We start from the raw sequence: 20,757 nt of genomic DNA on the forward strand, positions 1-20,757 counted from the left end.
CCTATGCACTCTTTTCCGATTCTCAGTGTCGCGATCTGGCTGCCGATCATTTTCGGCCTGCTGGTACTCGCCGTTGGTAACGACCGCAATCCGGCGCCCGCGCGCTGGATCGCGCTGATCGGCTCGGTGCTCGGGCTGATCGTCACGATTCCGCTCATCACCGGCTTCGATACGTCGACGGCCGCGCTTCAGTTCGTCGAGCAGTCGAACTGGATCGATCGCTTCAACATCACGTATCACCTTGGCGTCGACGGCATCTCGATGTGGTTCGTCGTGCTGACCGCGCTCATCACGGTGGTCGTCGTGATCGCCGGCTGGGAAGTGATCACCGAGCGCGTTTCGCAGTACATGGCCGCCTTCCTGATCCTCTCGGGCATCATGATCGGCGTGTTCTCGACGGCGGACGGCCTGTTGTTTTACGTGTTCTTCGAAGCCACGCTCATTCCGATGTACATCATCATCGGCGTGTGGGGCGGCCCGAACCGCGTGTACGCGGCGTTCAAGTTCTTCCTGTACACGCTGGCCGGTTCGCTGCTGATGCTGGTCGCGTTGCTGTACCTCTACACGCAGACGCACACGTTCGACCTCGCGACGTGGCAGGCCGCGAAGCTCGACATGACGCCGCAGGTGCTGCTCTTCATTGCGTTCTTCCTGGCGTTCGCCGTGAAGGTGCCGATGTTCCCGGTGCACACGTGGTTGCCTGACGCGCACGTGGAGGCGCCGACGGGCGGCTCGGTCGTGCTGGCGGCGATCATGCTGAAGCTGGGCGCTTACGGTTTCCTGCGCTTCTCGCTGCCGATCGCGCCGGACGCGAGTCACTTCCTGGCTCCTGTCGTCATCACGCTGTCGCTGATCGCGGTCATCTACATCGGTCTGGTCGCGATGGTGCAGACCGACATGAAGAAGCTCGTCGCGTATTCGTCGATTGCGCACATGGGCTTCGTCACGCTCGGTTTCTTCATGTTCGGCCCGTCGAGCCAGCTCGGGATGGAAGGCGCGATCATCCAGATGATCTCGCACGGCTTCGTCTCGGGCGCGATGTTCCTTTCGATCGGCGTGCTGTACGACCGCGTCCACTCGCGTCAGATCGCTGATTACGGCGGTGTCGTGAACACGATGCCGAAGTTCGCCGCGTTCGTGATGCTCTTCGCGATGGCCAACTGCGGCTTGCCGGGCACCTCGGGTTTCGTCGGCGAATTCATGGTGATTCTGGCGGCGGTGAAGTACAACTTCTGGATTGCGTTCCTCGCTACGTTCACGCTGATTCTCGGCGCGGCGTACACGCTGTGGATGTACAAGCGGGTCTATTTCGGCGCGGTCGCGAACGACCACGTCGCGAAGCTCGCGGACATCAACAAGCGCGAATTCCTGATGCTCGCCATCCTCGCGGTGTTCACGCTGTACATGGGTCTGCATCCGAAGCCTTTCACCGACGTGATGCACGAATCGGTGGCAAACCTGCTCTCCCACGTCGCGCAGTCCAAGCTGCCGCTGGCTCAGTAACGTCGTGAGGAGGAACTAAGAGATCATGCAAAACGCTCCCATGAGTATGTTGTGGCCCGACGCGGTCCTGATGGCCGCCGTCGTCATCGCCTGGCTCAATGACACGGTATTCGGCCCGAAGAGCCGCGGCACCACTTATCTGATCGCGCTCGTCTCGACGATCGTCGTCGGCGTGTGGTTCGCCTTCACCGCGCTCAATCCGACGCCGGCTTACTTCTTCACGCGCATGTATATCGTCGATCCGTTCGCGAGCGCGATGAAAGCGGTGGTCTGCCTCGGCTACGCGGTGTCGATCATCTATTCGAAGAAGTATCTGGAAGACCGCGATCTGTTCCGCGGCGACTTCTTCCTGCTCGGCCTGTTCTCGCTGCTCGGCCAGTGCGTGATGATTTCGGGCAACAACTTCCTCACGCTGTATCTCGGCCTCGAACTGATGTCGCTGTCGCTGTACGCGGTGATCGCACTGCGCAAGGACGTGCCGCAGTCGAACGAATCGGCGATGAAGTACTACGTGCTCGGCGCGCTCGCATCCGGCTTCCTGCTCTACGGCATCTCGATGCTGTACGGCGCCACCGGCTCGCTCGAACTGAACGAAGTGCTGAAGGCGGTGGCTTCGGGCCGCATCAACGACGCGGTCCTGCTCTTCGGCGTGATCTTCGTCGTCGCGGGCGTGGCGTTCAAGATGGGCGCGGTGCCGTTCCACATGTGGGTGCCCGACGTCTATCAGGGCGCACCGACCGCGATGACGCTGCTCACCGGCGGCGGCCCGAAGGTCGCGGCGTTCGCGTGGGGCCTGCGCTTCCTCGTGATGGGCTTGCTGCCGCTGGCCGTGGACTGGCAGGAAATGCTCGTGATCCTCGCGGCGCTGTCGCTGATCGTCGGCAACATCACGGGTATCGTGCAGAAGAACATCAAGCGGATGCTGGCTTATTCGGCCATCTCCAACATGGGCTTCGTGCTGCTCGGGCTGCTGGCCGGCGTCGTGAACGACAAGGTCGACGGCGCAGCGGGCGCGTACAGCTCGGCGATGTTCTACAGCATCATCTATCTCGTGACGACGCTGGGTTCCTTCGGCGTAGTCATGCTGCTCGCACGCCGCGACTTCGAAGCGGAAATGCTCGAGGACTTCAAGGGCCTGAACCAGCGCAGCCCGGTGTTCGCGTTCGTCATGATGATCATGATGTTCTCGCTCGCCGGCATCCCGCCGACGGTCGGCTTCTACGCGAAGCTCGCCGTGCTCGAAGCGACGATGAACGCCGGCCTCACGTGGCTCGCCGTCCTTGCCGTGATGACCTCGCTCGTGGGCGCGTTCTACTACCTGCGCGTCGTGAAGCTGATGTACTTCGATGCGCCGACCGACGCGTCGCCCATCGTTGCCGGCAGCCTGAACCGCTCGCTCCTCGCGTTCAACGGTCTTGCCGTGCTCGTGCTCGGCCTGGTGCCGGGTCCGCTGATGTCGGCGTGCCTCACGGCGATCGCGCATACGTTGCCGCTGTAATGTCGGCGGCGGGCTGGTTCATCGTCCTGTTGGCGCTCGTTCTCGCCAACCTGCCGTTCCTGAATCAGCGCCTCTTCGCCATCGTCCCGTTGCCGCTTCCGGCGCCGACGGGACACAGGGCGGCGAAGAAGAGCGCATGGATTCGCATCGGCGAGCTCATCGTGCTTTACTTCGCGGTCGGCGCGCTCGGCTTCATGCTCGAAGCGCGCGCTGGCAACCGGTTCGATCAGGGATGGCAGTTCTACGCCATTACCTTCAGTCTCTTCGTGGTGCTCGCCTTTCCGGGCTTCACGTTTCAGTATCTCGTCAAACGCCGCTGAAGGCTCGCGCCCTCAGCGGCTTGTTTGCTTCACAAGCACAGGGCTCAAGATGGCAGATCATTCCTCGATACCCGGTAAGGACGACGGCCTCATCGAAAAGCAGGTCGAAAGCGTCACGCTGCACGAGGGCAAATTCCTCACGCTGAAACGCGATACCGTCGAGTTGCCCGACGGCAAGCACGCCACGCGCGAGTTCGTCGAGCATCCGGGCGCGGTGATGATCCTGCCGGTGTTCGACGATGGCCGCGTGCTGCTCGAACGTCAGTTCCGCTATCCGGTGGGCCGCGTGCTGCTCGAATTTCCGGCCGGAAAACTCGATCCGAACGAAGACGAGTTGACCTGCGCGAAGCGCGAACTGCAAGAGGAGACGGGTTACACGGCGCGCGAATGGACGCTCCTCACGCGCATCCATCCGGTGATTTCATATTCGACGGAATTCATCGACATTTATCTTGCGCGCGGCCTGACAGAAGGCGATGCCCGACTGGACGAGGGCGAGTTCCTCGAAACCTTCATCGCCGACGAAGCGCAACTGATGAGTTGGGTGAAGGACGGCAGCATCAGCGACGTGAAGACCATCATCGGCGTGTTCTGGCTGGAGAAAATTCGTTCGGGCGTGTGGACGCCCGGCGGCTGAGTAGAAGGATGACAAGTGCGAAAGCGGCCTCGATGGCCGCTTTCGTCGTTTTTGCATCGCCGGAAGCGCTGCCGAGGCCGAGCGGCTAGAATGGTCGTCTTACCGATTTTCAGTGCGCTTCGTTCGTCCAGACATGCGAACGATCGTTCCAAAATCGCGAATTTGAGATAAACTTCAACGAAGCCCCATCAGCATGAAGGTCCTCGATTTAAAGTGCTCGCATGAACATCGGTTCGAAGGCTGGTTTGCCTCGACCGAAGATTTCGAGTCGCAGTTGTCGCGCAAGCTGGTTGCATGTCCGGTGTGCGCCGCGACCGATGTGAGCCGCATGCCATCCGCGCCGCGCCTGAATCTGTCGTCGGCGCGGGGCGAGGCGGCGGCGCCGGCGCCGGCGCAACCCGCATCGAACGCGCCGCAGGCGGCCGCGCCCGAAGCGGCCGTGTTGCAGGCGCGCGCGTTGAAGTTCATGCGCGAACTGATCGAAAAGACCGAGAACGTGGGCGAGCGGTTTGCCGAGGAAGCGCGGCGCATCCACTACAACGAGGCGCCGGCGCGCAACATTCGCGGCGTTACGACGCCCGAAGACGCGCATGCCTTGCTCGAAGAAGGGATCGACGTGATGCCGTTGCCTGTTCCGGACGCATTGAAAGAGCCGCTGCAGTAACGTTCGCGGGCGGCGTCTCCTCTGGCTCCGGAATGAGCCATGACTGGAGACACCCGCATGGACCTCAACTATTCTCCTGCCGACGACGCTTTTCGCGTCGACGTCCGCACCTGGCTCGAAGCCAATCTGCCGCGCGCACTGCGCGGCAAAGTCCTCCATCACAAGCGTTTGACCCGCGACGATTACGCGAGCTGGCACAAGCTGCTCGCCGCGCGCGGCTGGTCGGCGGTCGCGTGGCCAAAGGACTATGGCGGCCCGGGCTGGGACGTCACGCAGCGCCACATCTGGGACGAGGAATGCGCCCGCGCGGGTGCGCCAATGGTGCTGCCCTTCGGGGTGTCGATGGTCGCGCCGGTGCTCATGAAGTACGGCAGCGGCGAGCAGAAAGCCCATTATCTCCCGCGCATTCTCGACGGCACCGACTGGTGGTGCCAAGGCTACTCGGAACCCGGCTCGGGCTCCGACCTCGCGTCGTTGCGCACGCGCGCCGAGCGGCGCGGCGATCACTACATCGTCAACGGGCAAAAGACCTGGACGACGCTCGGCCAGCACGCCGACATGATGTTCTGCCTCGTGCGCACCGATCCGCAGGCGAAGAAGCAGGAAGGCATTTCGTTCCTGCTGATCGACATGAAGACGCCCGGCATCACGGTGCGGCCGATCATCACGCTCGACGAGGATCACGAAGTCAACGAAGTCTTCTTCGAGGACGTGCATGTGCCGGTCGCGAATCTCGTCGGCGAGGAGAACCGCGGCTGGACTTATGCGAAGTACCTGCTCGGACACGAGCGCACGGGCATCGCGCGCGTCGGGCAATCGAAGCGCGAGCTGCTCTTTCTCAAGCGCCTCGCGCTCGATCGCGCGAAGGGCGGCAAGCCGCTCCTGCACGATCCGCTGTTCGCCGCGAAAGTCGCCGCGCTCGAAATCGAACTGATGGCGCTCGAAGTGACCGTGCAGCGCGTCATCGCGAGCGAGGCGGGTGGCAAGGGACCGGGCCCGGAAGCATCGATGCTCAAGATCAAAGGCACCGAAGTGCAGCAGGCGCTGACCGAACTGATGGTCGAAGCAGTCGGCCCGCAAGCGGCGGCGTTCGATCCCGCGTTCCTCGATGGCGCGCACGAGCACAGCGCAACCGGCGACGACGATGCCGCGCCGCTCGCCGCGTACTACTTCAATTTTCGCAAGGCATCGATCTACGGCGGCTCGAACGAGATTCAAAAGAACATCATCGCGCAGATGATTCTCGGACTTTGAGGAGGGGCGCATGGACTTCACTTTCAGCGATGAACAGCAGCAGTTTCGCGATGCGCTGCGCCGCTATCTCGACAAGGAATCTGCGTTCGAGGCGCGTCAGCGCATCGTTGCGTCGGAAGCGGGCGTCGATGAAAAGCATTGGCGCGCGTTCGCCGAACTCGGCCTGCTCGCGCTGCCGGTTCCGGAAGCACAGGGCGGCTTCGACGGCGGTCCGGTCGACATGCTCGTCGTGATGCAGGAACTCGGCCGCGCGCTCGTCGTCGAGCCGTATTGGGCGACGGCCGTGGGCATCGAAGCGTTGCGGCTGGCCGGGGATGCCGGCGAGCTGCTCGAACGCGCGGGGCGCGGCGAGATACGATTTGCTGTCGCGTTTCACGAACCGCACGCGCGCTACGACCTTTTCGATTTGCGCACAATCGCGAACGCAGACGGCGACCGCTTCACGCTCGACGGAACGAAATCGATGGTGCAACACGGCGCGCAAGCCGATCACTGGATCGTGCCCGCGCGCATCGATGGCGAAGTGGCGCTGTTCATCGTCGATAAGAACGCGGCGAATGTGCGCATCGCCGAGTACCGCACGATCGACGGACAACGCGCCGCGACCCTCACATTCGACAAGACGCCCGCGACGCGTCTGGGTGGCCGCGGAACCGGCGCCGCGACATTCGAGCGAATCGCCGATTACGCGACCTTTCTGGTATGCGCGGAAGCGCTCGGCGCACTCGATGCGCTCAATCGCGCGACCGTCGACTATACGAAGGAACGCCAGCAGTTCGGCATGCCGATCGCGCGTTTTCAGGTGTTGCAGCATCGCATGGTCGATATGCTGATCCACGCCGAACAGGCGCGCTCGATCACGTATCTCGCCGCCGCGCGCTATCTCGACGACGATGCCGCGACGCGCGCTCGAGCCATCTCCGCCGCCAAAGTGCGCGTCGGACAGGCCGCACGCTTCGTCGGGCAACAGGCCGTGCAATTGCACGGCGGCATGGGCATGACGAACGAACTGCCTGCCGCGCACTGGTTCAAGCGGCTATCGATCATCGAGACGACGCTCGGCGATGTCGATCACCATCTCGCGCGCTTCGCTTCATTACCCACATTCGCCATAACGGAAGGGAGAACCGCATGACCTACGCTTTTGAAGATTTCGACATCGGCAGCGCGGTGACGCTGAGTGCGCACACGTTCACGCGCGAGGAGATCATCGAATTCGCGACGCGCTACGATCCGCAGCCTTTTCATATGTCGGACGCGGCGGGCGAGGCCTCGCATTTCGGCGGGCTCGTCGCGAGCGGCTGGAACACGTGTTCCGCGATGATGGGGATACTCGTGCGCGACATGGTCGGCGATTCGACCTCGATGGGTTCCCCCGGTCTCGACAACATCCGCTGGATCAAACCCGTGCGCGTCGGCGATACGGTGCGGCTCACCGTGCGCGTGCTCGACAAGCGGGTGTCGAAGAGCAAGCCGGATCGCGGCATCGTGCAGACGCGCTGGGAGGCGCACAACCAGCACGGCGAGCTCGTGCTGACGGTGGATTCCGCCGCGCTCTTCGGCTTGCGCAATCCGGCCGCGTCAACTGCCTGACGCGTACTTTCCGAGTTCGAGCTTCGCGATGGCATTGCGATGCACTTCGTCGGGACCGTCCGCGAGACGCAGCGTGCGCGCCGACGCATACGCATAAGCGAGCGGAAAGTCATCGCAGATGCCGCCCGCGCCGTGCGCCTGAATCGCCCAATCGATGACCTGACAGGCGACGTTCGGCGCGACCACCTTGATCATCGCGATCTCGCCGCGCGCGCCCTTGTTGCCGACGGTGTCCATCATGTACGCGGCCTTGAGCGTCAAAAGCCGCGCCTGCTCGATCATGATCCGCGCCTCGGCGATTCGCTCCTGCGTGACGCCATGCTGCGCGATCGGCTTGCCGAACGCGACGCGCGCCATCGTGCGCCTGGTCATCAGTTCGAGTGCTCGCTCCGCGAGGCCGATCAGACGCATGCAATGGTGAATGCGGCCCGGTCCCAATCGCCCTTGCGCGATCTCGAAGCCGCGTCCGTCGCCCAGCAGCATGTTCGTTGCGGGCACGCGCACCTTTTCGAGCGTGATGTCCATGTGGCCGTGCGGGGCGTCGTCGTAACCGAAGACGTGCAATGGCCGATGCACCGTGATGCCGGCTGCATCGGCGGGCACGAGAATCATCGACTGTTGCGCGTGTTTCGGCGCTTGCGTGTCGGTCTTGCCCATCACGATATACACCTTGCAGCGCGGATCGCCCGCGCCGGACGACCACCACTTGTGGCCATCGATCACGTAGCTGTCGCCATCGCGCGCGATGCTGCAGCGGATGTTGGTCGCATCCGACGAAGCGACTTCCGGCTCCGTCATCAGAAACGCCGAGCGGATTTCGCCGCGCAATAGCGGTTCGAGCCATTGCGCCTTTTGCGCATCGGTGCCGTAGCGTTCGATGGTCTCCATGTTGCCGGTGTCGGGCGCGCTGCAATTGAAGACTTCCGGCGCCCACGGCACGCGGCCCATGATTTCGCACAGCGGCGCGTACTCCAGATTGGTGAGGCCCGCGCCGCGCTCCGATGACGGCAGGAAGAGATTCCATAAGCCCTCGGTGCGCGCTTTTTCTTTCAGGCTTTCGATGAGGCGCGTCGGAACCCACGCGTTGCCCGATGCGCGACTCTCCGCGATCTCTTCGGCATAGGCGCGCTCGTTCGGATAGATGTTCGCGTCGAAGAAGGCGAGCAGTTTGTCGCGTAATGCCTGCACCTTGGGCGTGTAGTCGAAGTTCATGCCTTCCCCTTCACTTTCTGCACCTTCTGCGCGTATTGCCACGCGAGCTCGGCCATCGGACGCGCGCGCCTGCCCGCATCGATGGCTTGCGCGCTCGCGGCGGTGCCGTCGACGACGCGCTTCATGATGCCTTGCAAAATCGCGGCGATGCGGAACATGTTGTAGGCGAGATAGAAGTTCCAGTCGCCTTCGATCGTGAAGCCCGTGCGCGCGCAATAGCGCCTCACGTATTCGTCTTCGTCGGGAATCCCGAGCGCGGCCCAGTCGAGTCCGGCGATGCCGCGGAACTGCGACGGATCGACATGCCACGCCATGCAGTGATACGCGAAATCGGCGAGCGGATCGCCGAGCGTCGAGAGTTCCCAGTCGAGCACGGCGAGCACGCGCGGCTCACTCGGATGAAAGATCAGGTTGTCGAGCCGATAATCGCCATGCACGATGCTGACTTTCGCGTCGCGTGAAGCAGGAATGTGCCGCGGCAGCCACTCGATCAGACGATGCATCGCGTCGATGCGTTCGGTCTCCGAAGCGACATACTGCTTGCTCCAGCGCCCGATCTGACGCTCGAAGTAATTCCCCGGCTTGCCGTAGGTCGAAAGACCCACGGCTTCGACATCGACGGTATGAAGCGCGGCGATCACGCGATTCGTTTCGTCGTAGATCGCGGCGCGCTCGTCGGGCGTCATACCGGGCAGCGACGGGTCCCACAGCACGCGGCCCTGCACGAACTCCATTACGTAGAACGCGCGGCCGATCACGCTTTCGTCCTCGCACAGCGCGAGCATGCGCGCGACGGGTACATCGGTGCCGGCGAGCGCGTCCATCACGCGAAACTCGCGCTCGATGGCATGCGCGGACGGCAAGAGCTTCGCAGCGGGGCCGGGCTTTGCGCGCATCACGTAGCTACGCCCGGGCGTGACGAGCTTGAACGTCGGATTCGACTGGCCGCCAGCGAATTGCTCGATGCTCAACGGGCCGTCGAAGCCATCGACATGCGCCGCGAGCCACGACGTCAGCGCGCCGGTATCGAAGCGCTGTTTATCCTGCACGGGGCGCGTTCCTTCGAACGCGGAGAAATCGGACTGCTTGTGCGTCTCGTTGTCTTGCATCGTCTCCTCCAGGCTGCTGCTTCACGTCATGTCGCCGGCCTTGTAGCGGATGAACTGGGCGTAGAGCAGTTCCATCGTCGTGTTGCGCACGCCGGCGTGCAGCGGCGACGGCGGCGAATGATTGATCGCGTGGATGACCCAGTCACCCGGTTTCTCGCCGACATCGAGCGCGTTGATGCAGCCCGTCGCCTGCGACAGATGACCGAAGAACGCGCGCCCGCCTGCCGTGATCGCATGCGAGAGCAGGGCGCGATTGACGCCGCCGTGCAGCACGAGCAGCACCGTGTCCCACGAACGGTCATCGCGCAGGCGCGCGATGGGGGGCAGCGCGCGATCGAGCAACTCGCCGATGGTCTCGCCGCCGAGAAACTGCGTGTCTTCCGCCACGACGCCATCGAACACCGAGAGAAACGCGCGCTCGATATCGGCCGTCGTGAGGTCCTTGAGCCTCCCGCCGCGAATCTCCTGCCACTCGGGCCACGTTTCGATGTCGATGCGCTGTCCCGTCGCTTCGAGCACGCGCCGCGCGGTCTCGACCGTGCGCGGCAGTCCGCTCACGATCACGCGATCGAAGCGCACGTTCTGCGCGGCGAATTCGCGTCCCGCCGCGCTCGCTTCCTCGCGCCCTTGCTCGTTGAGCGGCACGCTTTCGGGATCGATCGCGCGCCCGCTGTCGTCGAAATACGTGACGTCGCCATGGCGCATCAGAAAGATGCGCCGCCGCTTCGGCAATTCGTAATGAGCCATGTGCGCCTGACGATAATTAGCGATAGTTCGGCTGGCGCTTTTCGAGGAACGCCGTGATGCCTTCGAGCGCGTCGCCGTGATGGAGCGCATCGACGAAGCTGTCGCGTTCCATGTCAAGATGCGCGGCGAGCGGTTGCACGTCGGCGGCGTTGATGAGGGACTTGATGCGCGCCATCGCTTTCGGCGACACGCTGCCGAGATCGTCGGCCCACGCAATGGCCGCATCGAGCGCGATGCCCTTTTTCGTCAGCCGGTTCACGACGCCCACTTCATGCAGGCGCGACGCGCCGATCGGCTTCGCTTCGAGCAGCACTTCGCTCGCGAGCGTGCGCGGCAGCGCGCGCGACAGGAACCACGATGCGCCGCCATCCGGCGTAAGGCCGACGCGCGCATACGACATGACGAACCTGGCGTCATCGGCGGCGACGATCAGATCGCATGCGAGCGCGAGCGAAAAGCCCGCGCCGGCCGCCGCGCCTTCGACGGCCGCGATCACCGGCTTCGTCGATGCGCGCAGCGCGCTGATCCATTCGTCGAGCATATCGATGCTCGCAGCCTGCACCGACGGATCTTTCGCGCGGTTTTCCATCAGGCGGTTCAGGTTGCCGCCAGAGCAGAAGAAGTTGTCGGCGCCCGTCAGCACGATTACGCGCACGCTGTTGTCGCGCTCGGCGCTGTTGAGCGCTTCGATCCCCGCCGCGTACATGTCCGGATGCAAGGCGTTGCGCGCGCCGGGATTGGAAAGTTTCAAAACGAGCGTGGTGTCGCTGCCCGCGGGACGGTCTGTGAGTAATTCGGCGCTCATCTGAGCTCCTCAGTGTGGGAAAGCGAAAGTCCGAGCTGCGCGCGCCGCGTGAGCCACGGCGTCGGCCGGTAGCGCGGATCGCCGAGCACGGCGAACATGTTGCGCAAAATGGTGAGGATCGTCGCGGCGCCGAGCGTATCGCCGAGCGCGAGCGGGCCGTGCGGATAGCCGAGGCCGAGCATCACGGCGAGATCGATGTCCGCGGGCGTCGCGATGCCTTGCTGCGCGATGTCGCAGCCGATATTGACGATCGTCGCCACGACGCGTTGCGCGACGAAGCCGGCCGAATCGCGGATCACGCTGACGGGCACGCCGTCGAAGGCGAAGAGGGCGTGCGCGGCGTCGCGCATGGCGGGCGTGGTCGCGGGCGTCGTCATGATCGTCCGGCGCGCGACGGTGTCGAGCGGAAAGAGCGTGTCGACGGCGACGACGCGCGTCGCGTCGAGATGCTCGTTGACGGCGGCGCTCGTCGCATCGAAGCCGAGCGGCGTCACGAGGATCAGCGAATCCGGCTCGGGCGTGTGGCCGCCGTCGATGTGCACCGAGCAATCGCATCGGGCGATCAGCTTCAGCACGTCCTCGCGTCCGGCGTGCGAGGCGCGGCTGATCCAGACGCGCGCCGGCAGTCGCGTGGGGGCGGCGGGCTCGGGCGGCACGTCCTGCTTGCCGTCTACATAACGATAAAACCCTTCTCCCGTCTTGCGCCCGATGAGCCCGCCGGCGAGCCGCGTGCCCGTGATCGGCGACGGCCTGAAGCGCGGCTCTTCATAAAACTGGTGATAGATCGATTCCATCACCGGATGCGAGACGTCGAGCGCCGTGAGATCGAGCAATTCGAACGGCCCGAGCCGGAAGCCCGCCTGCTCGCGCATGATGCGGTCGATGTCCGCGAAACTCGCGACACCTTCGCTCGCCACGCGCAGGCCTTCCGTGTTCATGCCGCGCCCGGCGTGATTGACGATGAAGCCCGGCATGTCCTTCGCGCGCACCGGCGTGTGGCCCATGCGCCGCGCGAGGTCCGTGAGGGCATCGCCCGCGCGCGGATCGCCGCGCAGGCCGTCGATCACTTCGACGACGCGCATCAGCGGCACGGGGTTGAAGAAGTGAAAGCCCGCGACGCGTTCCGGATGCGCGCAGCCGGCGGCTATCGCGGTGATCGAAAGGGACGAGGTATTCGACGCGAGGATGCAATGCTCACCGACCACCGCTTCGAGCTCGCGGAACAGTTCGCGCTTGATGTCGAGATTCTCGACGATCGCCTCGACGATGGCGTCGCAATCAGACAGTTCGCTTTTGTCGCCCGCATCGCGGATACGAGCGAGCGCCGCATGCGCATCGGCTTCCTTGAGCTTGCCCTTCGCGGTGAGCTTCGCGAGCGTGTCGGAGAGATATGCGCGCGCGGCGGCGAGCGCGTTCGGATTCGTATCGTAGAGGCGCACGTTCAGCCCGCCGAGCGCCGCGATCTGCGCGATGCCGCGCCCCATCGCGCCGCTGCCGACGATGCCGAGCGTCTCGATCCTGTATTCGTGCTGACTCATGATGCGGCTCTGCTCCTCAAAAGGATGGAACGCATGGTCGGCGCTGACGAGCCGCGCCGTCGCTCAGAGTTTTGCGAGACGTTCGAGCGCGAGCGCGAGCGTCTCTTCCTTCTTCGCGAAGCAAAAGCGCACGACGCCCGATTCATGGCTCTCGTGATAGAACGCGGACACCGGGATTGCGGCCACGCCGATCTCGCTCGTGAGCCATTGCGCGAAATCGGCTTCGGGCATGTCGCTGATCTTCGAGTAATCGACGCACTGGAAATACGTGCCGTCGCACGGCAAAAGCGCGAAGCGCGTGTTCGCGAGACCCGTGCGGAAGAAGTCGCGCTTTCTCTGATAGAACGCCGGCAGCTCCAGATACGGCTTCGGGTCTTCGAGATAGTGCGCGAGGCCGATCTGCATCGGCGTGTTCACCGTGAACACGTTGAACTGATGCACCTTGCGGAATTCGGCGCTCAGCGCGGCGGGCGCGGCCACATAGCCCACTTTCCAGCCGGTCACGTGGAAGGTCTTGCCGAAGCTCGACACGACGAAGCTGCGCTTCGCCAGTTCCGGATAACGCGACACGCTCTCGTGCGGCGCGTTGTCGTAGACCATGTGCTCGTAGACTTCGTCCGAGACGATCAGCACGTTGGTGCCCCGCACGATCTCTTCGAGCTTTTTCATGTCGTTCGCGCGCCACACGCGGCCGGTCGGATTGTGCGGCGTGTTGATCATCAGAAGGCGCGTCTTCGGCGTGATCGCGGCGGCGATCTTGTCGAAGGGCAGCGCGTAATCCGGCGCTTCGAGCGACACGAACACCGGCTTGCCGCCCGCGAGTTCGATCGACGGCACATAGCTGTCGTACATCGGCTCGATCACGATGACTTCATCGCCCGGATGCACGCAGCACAGAATGGCCGTCAGCAGCGCCTGCGTCGCGCCGGCGGTCACGGTGATTTCGGTGTCGGGGTCGTACGTGCGGCCATAGAGCGCATCGATCTTGCGCGCGATCGCCTGGCGCAGGGGCGCGGCGCCCGCCATCGGCGGATACTGGTTGTGACCGTCGCGCATCGCGCTCGCGACGGCATCGACGATGCGCGCATCGCAATCGAAATCGGGGAAACCCTGACCGAGATTCACCGCGCCTTTTTGCGCTGCGAGCGCGCTCATCACGGTGAAGATGGTCGTGCCCACATCTGGCAGACGCGACGGGAAAGAAAGCTCGGGCGGTGTCGGCGGCAATTCGTGCGTGGCGTTCATGGTCGTGTGGGCAGAAAGTGGCACGCGCCTATTCTAAGGCAGCGTCAGACGATGGCCGTGGCCGGCGCGATATGCGCGTCGAGTTCGACGACGAACGGCTTCGGCTCGGCGATGCGAAACGCGAAATCACGCGCGACCCGGCGCGCGAGCTTCAACACCGCGCGGTCCTTCGACACGAGCCAGGCGGCACCCGACGCGTGCGCGAGTTCCAGAAACTTTTGATCGTCGCGGTCTTTGCATTTGGGCAAGGGGCGTTCGCTTTCATCGGGCGTCGCGGCGACGAGCGTCGACAGGCGCGCGACCGTCGCGAGCGCCGCGGTCTTGTCGACCTCCATGCGCACGAATTGCGGATAGTCGAGCACGCGCGTGAGTTCCCTGAGGCAGCGCTCATCGATCAGCGCTTCGAGCGTGCGGGCAACGAGCGCCGCGAGAATCGGGCGCGTGGCGGGGTCGTCGAACACGAGGATGTCGATCCAGACATTCGAATCGAGCACCACGCGCATCGGCAGCGGCGGCGCGGCGGAATTGTCCATTCGATACAATCAGGGGTTTATGCCAAATGATCGCCGGCGGCGTGCCGGCGAGCCTCCATGATAATCGTTCTCTCGCCCGCCAAATCGCTCGACTACGAGACGCCTCCACATATCAGGAAGCACACGCTGCCGCAATTCGTCGATGACGCCGCCGAACTGATCGGCGGCCTGCGCGCGCTTTCGCCGCAGCAGATCGGCGGCATGATGGGCATTTCCGATCAACTCGCGGCGCTGAATTTTCAGCGTTACGCCGACTGGTCGACGACCTTCGACGCGCATAACTCGAAGCAGGCGGTGCTTGCGTTCAATGGCGACGTGTACGAAGGCTTTGCCGCGAAAACGCTTTCGGCGAGCGATCTCGATTTCGCGCAGAACCACGTGCGCGTGCTGTCGGGGCTGTATGGACTCTTGCGGCCGCTCGATCTGCTGCAGCCGTACCGGCTCGAAATGGGCACGCGCTTTCCGAACGCGCGCGGCAAGGATTTATACGCGTTCTGGGGCGAGCGCATCACGGCGGCGCTCAACGAGCAATTCAAGAAGCAGCGCGGCGCGCGCGTGCTGGTGAATTGCGCGTCGGAGGAATATTTCAAGTCGGTCAAGCCGAGGCTGCTCACCGCGCCCGTCATCTCGCCGGTGTTCGAGGACTGGAAGGGCGGCCGCTACAAGATCATCAGCTTTCACGCGAAGCGCGCGCGCGGCCTGATGGCGCGGTATGCAGTCGAGCATCGCATCGACGAGCCGCAAGCGCTCAAGGGCTTCGACAGTGAAGGCTACAAGTTCGATGCGAAGGCGTCGAACGATACGACCTACGTATTTCGACGCCGCGTCGCGGAATGAAACTCGCGCGGCAAGCACAAGGAACGCACATGAGCATCATCTCCATCTCCAGCAACTTCGACGCGGGCGCGATCGAAGTCCTCGACGCCGACGATCCCGCCGACATCCGCCTGCGCGTTCGTCCCGACTCGCACGCCGATTTCGCGCAATGGTTCTACTTCCGCGTGTCCGGCGCGCGGGGCGAGCGCCTCGTGATGACCTTCGAGAACGCGGCGCAGTGCGCGTTTCCCGAAGGCTGGCGCGATTACGACGCGGTTGCGAGCTATGACCGTGTGAACTGGTTCCGCGTGTCGACCGAATATGACGGTCAGGTGATGAAGATCGATCACACGCCGGATTTCGACTGCATCTACTACGCGTACTTCGAGCCGTACAGCGAGGAGCGTCATTCGGAATTTCTCGGGGCGGTTCAGCAGATGCCGCTCGCGACGCTGACCGATCTCGGCAGCACGGTGCAGGGCCGCCCGATGTCGGTGCTCTCGCTCGGCATTCCGGACTTCGGCGACGCCGAGCCGAAGAAGAAAATCTGGATCATCGCGCGCCAGCATCCCGGCGAGACGATGGCCGAATGGTTCGTCGAAGGGCTCGTGAAACGCCTCGCCGGTTTCGGCGACTGGTCGGGCGATCCGGTTGCACGCTTGCTCTTCGAGCGCGCCATCTTCCATATCGTGCCGAACATGAATCCGGACGGCAGCGTGCTCGGCAACCTGCGCACCAACGCGGCGGGCGCGAATCTGAATCGCGAATGGATGGAGCCGAGCGCCGAGCGTAGTCCGGAGGTCCTTGCCGTGCGCGAGGCCATCGAGGAGACGGGCTGCGACATGTTCTTCGATATCCACGGCGACGAAGCCATTCCCTATGTGTTCGTCGCTGGCTCCGAGATGCTGCCGGGCTTCACCGAGCGGCAAGCGAAAGAGCAGCAGGCGTTCGTCGACTTCTTCAGGCAGGCGAGCCCGGATTTCCAGACCGTATACGGCTACGAGTCGAGCAAGTATCAGACGGATGCGCTCAAGCTCGCGTCGAAGTACATCGGCAACGAGTACAAGTGCCTGTCGCTCACGCTGGAAATGCCGTTCAAGGACAACGCGAACCTGCCGGACGAGAGCGTCGGCTGGAACGGCGCGCGCAGCGCCGCGCTCGGTGCGTCGATGCTTCAGGCGATTCTGTGGCATCTGCAGTCGTCCGGCGCCTGAGAGCCGGCAACTCGGCTCGCCGCGGATGTGAAAAGGGCGTGGCCACTTCGTGTGGCCACGCCCTTTTTCGCAGTGTCTTTGCGCAGGAAAGACGCGGGTTAGTGCTTCTTGGTCGTCTTCTTGGTCGACTTGGACGCGCTGCTCGTCTTGGCCGATGACTTCGATGTGCTTTTGGCCGTGCTCGTCTTGCCCGATAACGCCTTGGTCTTTGCGCCATGCTTGCCCTTCGTGCTGCGCGCCGAATTTGGCTCGGCGCGTGTGCGCAACGGCGGCACGGGATCGTTCCAGCCGAAGGCGAGCATCTGACTGCCCACATAGCCGCAGCGGAACGTGAGTGGAGTGGGATCGCGCTCGCCGCTTTTCGGCATGCCCCGACCTTCGACGGTCACGACGTTGTCCACCTTGATTCGCTGCTTCTTCTCGTCGAACGAATCATTCCACGGTTCGATGGTGGAATGCGAGGCATCGAACGAGGCCGGCGGGAACTCGACGTGATCGAAGGCCGAAGATGTGCTGGCGATGAAGTTGCCATGCGCGGCGCAATCAGCGATGAGCGGATTGGCCTTGAAGTCGGTGACGAAGTGGTGAATCAGTTCATTGCGCTCGTCGAGCGAATCGGCAAAAGCGGACGCCGCGCATATCAATGACGCGCATACCGCCAACCGGCCGACGAGCCGCAGGAGCCGGCGCGGTGCGTAGTTACTTTCCATCAAGTCTGGCGCTAAGAAGACACGGGCAAGTAAGATGCGCCGTGTAGGGGAGGAGTTCAATCTTATCGCACTTTGCGCGCATGCCGATTGCCGGAAATCCGATATCCGGTGATGCCGATGAAAATGGGCTGATTCCTTTCGCGAATCCTAGACACGCGGACCGCGATCGAGGCGATAGCGGCGCACATCGTACGTGGTGATCCACGCGGGCTTGTACACCGTGATCAGAATGGTAAGCAGGCCGGTGAAGAGCGCCTCACCCGCGCCGAGCAGGAGCGAGCCGCGCGTAAAGGCGGCGGGAATGACGACAGGTCCGCCGTTAAGCGCCATCTCGAGCAGCACGGTCGCGCCGCACGCCGCCGCGACTGCAGCCGCTGACGCGATGAACCCGTGCCCCGCGATAAAGGTGACGAGATTGCGCGGCAACACGACGTTGCTCAGGCGTTGCAGCAGGGTAGAGACCGCGACGGGCAACGCGCCGAAAAGGATGTACGTAGTCGCAACCGAGAGCCACGAAGCATCGAGCACGACCGCGGCAAGGCCAGTGGTCGCCGCCGTGCCGATGAGCGCGAGCCGCCAGTCAAACAGCGTGACCATCAGCGTCGCGCCCAGTAGATGAATGACGGGTCCGTCGTCGAACCATGCATTGCACGCCCACAGCACCGAAACCGCGACGATGATGCCTAGCCACACGTTCTGCAACGTGGCATCCTGCACGCGCGCGAAGGGGCGCTGAAGCAGCGCGAGCGCGAGCAGTCCCGCAGCGGCGATCCAACTGCCGACGGTAAGCCAAAGCGGTAGCGGTGTGTAGAAGAACCCCATGCCTTGCATATTACTCGTTGCGCGTAAAACGTGTGCGCAAAGGACGGACCCATTCGCCTCGTTTGTTGCTAGAACTTCGATTCCGGCTCGGCGGCCATCGGGAGCGCGGCCGCGTCGCTGTCGAGAAGCGACGGGTAGCGCGTCCTCGGCCTGCGCAGCGGAATGACCCCCGGCTGGCCCGATATCACGCGCGCCGATCTTTCGTTTCCACTGCGCAGAATTTCGAGATGCGAGTTCTGCACGCCGTTGTAAATTGCGACCGCGGCGGCGCGATTCGCAGCGCCCAGTTGCTGGAAGATGCTGGCAAGGTGAATTTTCACCGTGCCTTCACTGATGCCCAGCGTCTTCGCGATCATCTTGTTCGTACTTCCCATGTGTACGCAACGCATGATCTGCTGCTGCCGGGGCGACAACGCCGGGTGAAGACGGGTTTTGCGCGGAAGCTTCGCGACGGCCTGGGCGCGGCGGGCTGCGAACTCGAGCGTCAACTCCGGATCGACGACGTCTGGCGGAATATAGTGCCCACCGACGAGCACCATTTCCAGCGCGCGAAGAATCAGGCCCGGGTCGAGCGACCGGGGAATGATTCCCATCGCGCCTGCGCTCATCAGCGCATAGACAAGGGCGGCGCCGCAGCGGTCGACCATGACAGACGCGGGTACACGCGGCGCTTCGTCGAGCAGGCTCTGCAGGTCGCACATGCGCAGGCTGGGCGACCAGTCGACCACGATCATGTCAGGGGTGGAGCGTTTCAAGGCGGATCGGGCTTGTCTCCAGTCCTTCGCCTCGGTGAATTGCGCCTGGCGCGCAATACGGCGCAGCAATGTTTTCAGGCCCGCGCGGCGCTCCGCGTCGGAGCCAATAATGTTGATTATCATGCTTTACCTCGTGTCAATACACCCGTAGCCCACGGCTTCGGGACTTCGTGCCGTCGAATTTGCCGGCGGCAGTGGTTATATTGACAAATTTCAGGCGATTTGGCCCCCTATCCGAATGGCATAGGCATAAATACACAAAACCCCGCGCGAGGGCGGGGTTCGTTTCAGGTCCACGGTGGCGTTTTTCGCCGGTCTTCAGTGGAAATGAGGCTGCGCTGGCTCCGCATCTTCAGGCATCTCGGCGTGGACGATCTCGCCGAGCGGGTCGGCGTAAAGCGGCACGCCGCAGTCGTCGCAGAACTCTGGCTCGAAGCGCCCGGCGTGACGGCGCACATCGGACACGCCTGCTTTCTTCAGCAATTCGACGATCTCCTCCACCGGGCCGTCGGCCCCTTCGAGATCGACGGCGTCATCCTCGATCCCCAGCTCTCCGTTTTCGCGTCCATAGAGCGGCCACACGACGCCGTAGATCACGTCGTTGCTGCCACGCCGCGTGAAGCCAATCCGGTATTCGTCGATGCGTCGTTCGCCGAATCCCGCGATGACTGCGCGCAGATCCTGCGGCGCAGTGCCGAGCGTGTCGAACAGATATCGCACGGCGGTGCGGACGGTGTGCGGACGGACCTGCTCGTCAGCGTCGCGGCAGGCCGAATAGTAGGCGTCGGGAAGCAGGCACTCGAACTCGCAACCTGGCAGGATGGCGGCGAAGCTCGGCCCGCCTTGCGCGGTCCACTGTTCCAGACATTGACCTCGTTCGACGCGGCTACCGTTCTCGTCTTCCTGCCAGCGGAACAACGCCGCGCCGGCCGGCACGACGGCCAGGGCCAGCAGGAATCGCGGGTCGGCCAGAATCGGCGAGGTTTCCGGAAGATCGGACAGGTTCAGGCGCGCGGCGCTGCCGCTCAAGACGGTTTGCAGCAACTGTTGGGCGAGGCGCGCCGTATCCACGTGGTGCCGCGGCAACTGGTCGATGCTGTAGAGATAAGGCGCGACGGTCACGCGCGCGCCCGCGGCCAGGACGTGCGCCTGCATCTGCGTGCGCAGCGCATCGGCGGCGTCGCCTTTGAGCGTGCCCGAAGGGATCGCATAGCGCGTCCACGCGAGCACCGGCGCCGCGATGAGCAACGCTTCGTGAGGTGCACCGTCGATGTCGATTCGGAACGACTCGCTGTGCGTCTCGGCCATGTCGGCGAGCGCCCCGTAAGCATCGGGATGATTCTGCTGCAGATGGTCAAGCGCAGCGTCGAGCGTCGTCTGATTTCCGTTGCGCACCAGTTTGGCGATGAGCGTGTCGAGGCGGGCTTCCCAGAAGCGGTCCTCGACACGGCTGCCGGACGCAAAGAGCGCGAGAGAGAGGCTGACGAGCTTGTCGGCATCCGGGGGAATACGTTTGGCGATTCGCGAGCGCATATCAATTCGAGAGTAAGTTGGTGCGGTGAACCTTTAATTGTAGTCGCTCCGAACATGCTTTTATCGTGTGGCGCTGCAGCACGCCGTCCTGTCCCGCAAGATGCCGTTCGCGAATTGATTTCCTGCGCCTCTTGCGGAGCGGGTATTCACTTACTAGAATTCCGTTCCTTCGCGCGCTTCGATGAACGCGAAGGAAGCGGGAGAGAGGAATCGGTGGTGTGCCTGGAGTCTGTTGTAGTAGCTTTCAGG

Annotated in this window: 21 protein-coding genes; 10 read left to right on the forward strand and 11 right to left on the reverse strand. The window is 63.6% G+C overall.

Annotation, left to right across the window (positions count from 1 at the left end):
• Positions 1 to 3 precede the first annotated feature (3 nt).
• The 8 genes from AWB75_RS28245 (at position 4) to AWB75_RS28280 (ending at position 7,469) form a co-directional block, all read left to right on the forward strand.
• Positions 4 to 1,503: an NADH-quinone oxidoreductase subunit M gene (locus AWB75_RS28245; protein ID WP_061127320.1), complete on the forward strand. Its 1,500-nt coding sequence runs from the start codon at positions 4 to 6 to the stop codon at positions 1,501 to 1,503.
• 25 nt (positions 1,504 to 1,528) lie between these two features.
• Positions 1,529 to 3,001: an NADH-quinone oxidoreductase subunit NuoN gene (nuoN, locus tag AWB75_RS28250; RefSeq protein ID WP_061127321.1), complete on the forward strand. Its 1,473-nt coding sequence runs from the start codon at positions 1,529 to 1,531 to the stop codon at positions 2,999 to 3,001.
• The gene (locus AWB75_RS28255) at positions 3,001 to 3,321 is read left to right on the forward strand and encodes a DUF2818 family protein (RefSeq protein WP_061127322.1); all 321 of its coding nucleotides are present in this window, start codon (positions 3,001 to 3,003) and stop codon (positions 3,319 to 3,321) included. Before nuoN ends, AWB75_RS28255 begins: the two co-directional genes overlap by 1 nt.
• A gap of 49 nt (positions 3,322 to 3,370) precedes the next feature.
• On the forward strand, positions 3,371 to 3,958 hold the full coding sequence (locus tag AWB75_RS28260; RefSeq protein ID WP_061127323.1) for an NUDIX domain-containing protein: 588 nt from the start codon (positions 3,371 to 3,373) through the stop codon (positions 3,956 to 3,958).
• A gap of 193 nt (positions 3,959 to 4,151) precedes the next feature.
• Positions 4,152 to 4,622, forward strand: a complete 471-nt coding sequence (locus AWB75_RS28265) for a DUF1178 family protein (RefSeq protein WP_061127324.1) — start codon at positions 4,152 to 4,154, stop codon at positions 4,620 to 4,622.
• A gap of 57 nt (positions 4,623 to 4,679) precedes the next feature.
• Positions 4,680 to 5,876: an acyl-CoA dehydrogenase family protein gene (locus AWB75_RS28270; protein ID WP_061127325.1), complete on the forward strand. Its 1,197-nt coding sequence runs from the start codon at positions 4,680 to 4,682 to the stop codon at positions 5,874 to 5,876.
• 10 nt (positions 5,877 to 5,886) lie between these two features.
• Positions 5,887 to 7,011, forward strand: a complete 1,125-nt coding sequence (locus AWB75_RS28275) for an acyl-CoA dehydrogenase family protein (protein WP_061127326.1) — start codon at positions 5,887 to 5,889, stop codon at positions 7,009 to 7,011.
• On the forward strand, positions 7,008 to 7,469 hold the full coding sequence (locus tag AWB75_RS28280; RefSeq protein ID WP_061127327.1) for a MaoC family dehydratase: 462 nt from the start codon (positions 7,008 to 7,010) through the stop codon (positions 7,467 to 7,469). Before AWB75_RS28275 ends, AWB75_RS28280 begins: the two co-directional genes overlap by 4 nt.
• Here the strand turns inward: AWB75_RS28280 and AWB75_RS28285 are convergent.
• From AWB75_RS28285 to AWB75_RS28315, 7 genes are all read right to left on the reverse strand, one after another.
• Positions 7,458 to 8,681 carry an acyl-CoA dehydrogenase family protein gene (locus tag AWB75_RS28285; protein WP_061127328.1) on the reverse strand — a complete coding sequence of 408 codons (1,224 nt, stop codon included), beginning with the start codon at positions 8,679 to 8,681 and terminating at the stop codon, positions 7,458 to 7,460. The genes AWB75_RS28280 and AWB75_RS28285 overlap by 12 nt on opposite strands.
• Positions 8,678 to 9,790 (reverse strand): phosphotransferase, encoded by a 1,113-nt coding sequence (locus AWB75_RS28290; RefSeq protein WP_061127329.1) that lies wholly within the window; start codon positions 9,788 to 9,790, stop codon positions 8,678 to 8,680. The genes AWB75_RS28285 and AWB75_RS28290 overlap by 4 nt, the downstream gene beginning before the upstream one ends.
• A 21-nt stretch (positions 9,791 to 9,811) precedes the next feature.
• Positions 9,812 to 10,537 (reverse strand): histidine phosphatase family protein, encoded by a 726-nt coding sequence (locus AWB75_RS28295; protein WP_061127330.1) that lies wholly within the window; start codon positions 10,535 to 10,537, stop codon positions 9,812 to 9,814.
• A 16-nt stretch (positions 10,538 to 10,553) separates the two neighbouring features.
• Positions 10,554 to 11,342 (reverse strand): oxepin-CoA hydrolase, alternative type, encoded by a 789-nt coding sequence (locus AWB75_RS28300; RefSeq protein ID WP_061127331.1) that lies wholly within the window; start codon positions 11,340 to 11,342, stop codon positions 10,554 to 10,556.
• On the reverse strand, positions 11,339 to 12,880 hold the full coding sequence (locus tag AWB75_RS28305; protein ID WP_061127332.1) for a 3-hydroxyacyl-CoA dehydrogenase: 1,542 nt from the start codon (positions 12,878 to 12,880) through the stop codon (positions 11,339 to 11,341). Before AWB75_RS28305 ends, AWB75_RS28300 begins: the two co-directional genes overlap by 4 nt.
• A 63-nt stretch (positions 12,881 to 12,943) precedes the next feature.
• Positions 12,944 to 14,125, reverse strand: a complete 1,182-nt coding sequence (locus AWB75_RS28310) for a pyridoxal phosphate-dependent aminotransferase (RefSeq protein ID WP_061127333.1) — start codon at positions 14,123 to 14,125, stop codon at positions 12,944 to 12,946.
• A 44-nt stretch (positions 14,126 to 14,169) separates the two neighbouring features.
• A complete protein-coding gene (locus AWB75_RS28315) occupies positions 14,170 to 14,658 on the reverse strand; it encodes a putative toxin-antitoxin system toxin component, PIN family (protein ID WP_061127334.1) in 489 nt (162 codons plus the stop codon).
• 57 nt (positions 14,659 to 14,715) lie between these two features.
• On the opposite strand from AWB75_RS28315, the gene yaaA reads away from it, so the two are divergent.
• Positions 14,716 to 15,495, forward strand: a complete 780-nt coding sequence (gene yaaA / locus AWB75_RS28320; RefSeq protein WP_061127335.1) for a peroxide stress protein YaaA — start codon at positions 14,716 to 14,718, stop codon at positions 15,493 to 15,495.
• Between the two features lie 29 nt (positions 15,496 to 15,524).
• Positions 15,525 to 16,688 carry a M14 family metallopeptidase gene (locus tag AWB75_RS28325; RefSeq protein WP_061127339.1) on the forward strand — a complete coding sequence of 388 codons (1,164 nt, stop codon included), beginning with the start codon at positions 15,525 to 15,527 and terminating at the stop codon, positions 16,686 to 16,688.
• A 98-nt stretch (positions 16,689 to 16,786) separates the two neighbouring features.
• Here AWB75_RS28325 and AWB75_RS28330 read toward each other — a convergent pair whose 3' ends face one another.
• The 4 genes from AWB75_RS28330 to AWB75_RS28345 all read right to left on the reverse strand — a co-directional run bounded on the left by AWB75_RS28330 (position 16,787) and on the right by AWB75_RS28345 (position 20,508).
• A complete protein-coding gene (locus AWB75_RS28330; protein WP_061127336.1) occupies positions 16,787 to 17,398 on the reverse strand; it encodes a BspC domain-containing protein in 612 nt (203 codons plus the stop codon).
• A 147-nt stretch (positions 17,399 to 17,545) separates the two neighbouring features.
• The gene (locus AWB75_RS28335) at positions 17,546 to 18,220 is read right to left on the reverse strand and encodes an energy-coupling factor ABC transporter permease (RefSeq protein ID WP_061127340.1); all 675 of its coding nucleotides are present in this window, start codon (positions 18,218 to 18,220) and stop codon (positions 17,546 to 17,548) included.
• Positions 18,221 to 18,288: 68 nt separating this feature from the next.
• The gene (locus tag AWB75_RS28340; protein ID WP_061127337.1) at positions 18,289 to 19,098 is read right to left on the reverse strand and encodes a LuxR family transcriptional regulator; all 810 of its coding nucleotides are present in this window, start codon (positions 19,096 to 19,098) and stop codon (positions 18,289 to 18,291) included.
• Positions 19,099 to 19,293: 195 nt separating this feature from the next.
• Complete coding sequence (locus tag AWB75_RS28345) at positions 19,294 to 20,508, reverse strand: DUF2863 family protein (RefSeq protein WP_061127338.1); 1,215 nt, start codon at positions 20,506 to 20,508, stop codon at positions 19,294 to 19,296.
• Positions 20,509 to 20,757: the final 249 nt, after the last annotated feature.

Origin of the sequence: Caballeronia catudaia, from assembly GCF_001544755.2 — a bacterium.
GTDB classification, from domain to species: Bacteria; Pseudomonadota; Gammaproteobacteria; order Burkholderiales; family Burkholderiaceae; genus Caballeronia; species Caballeronia catudaia.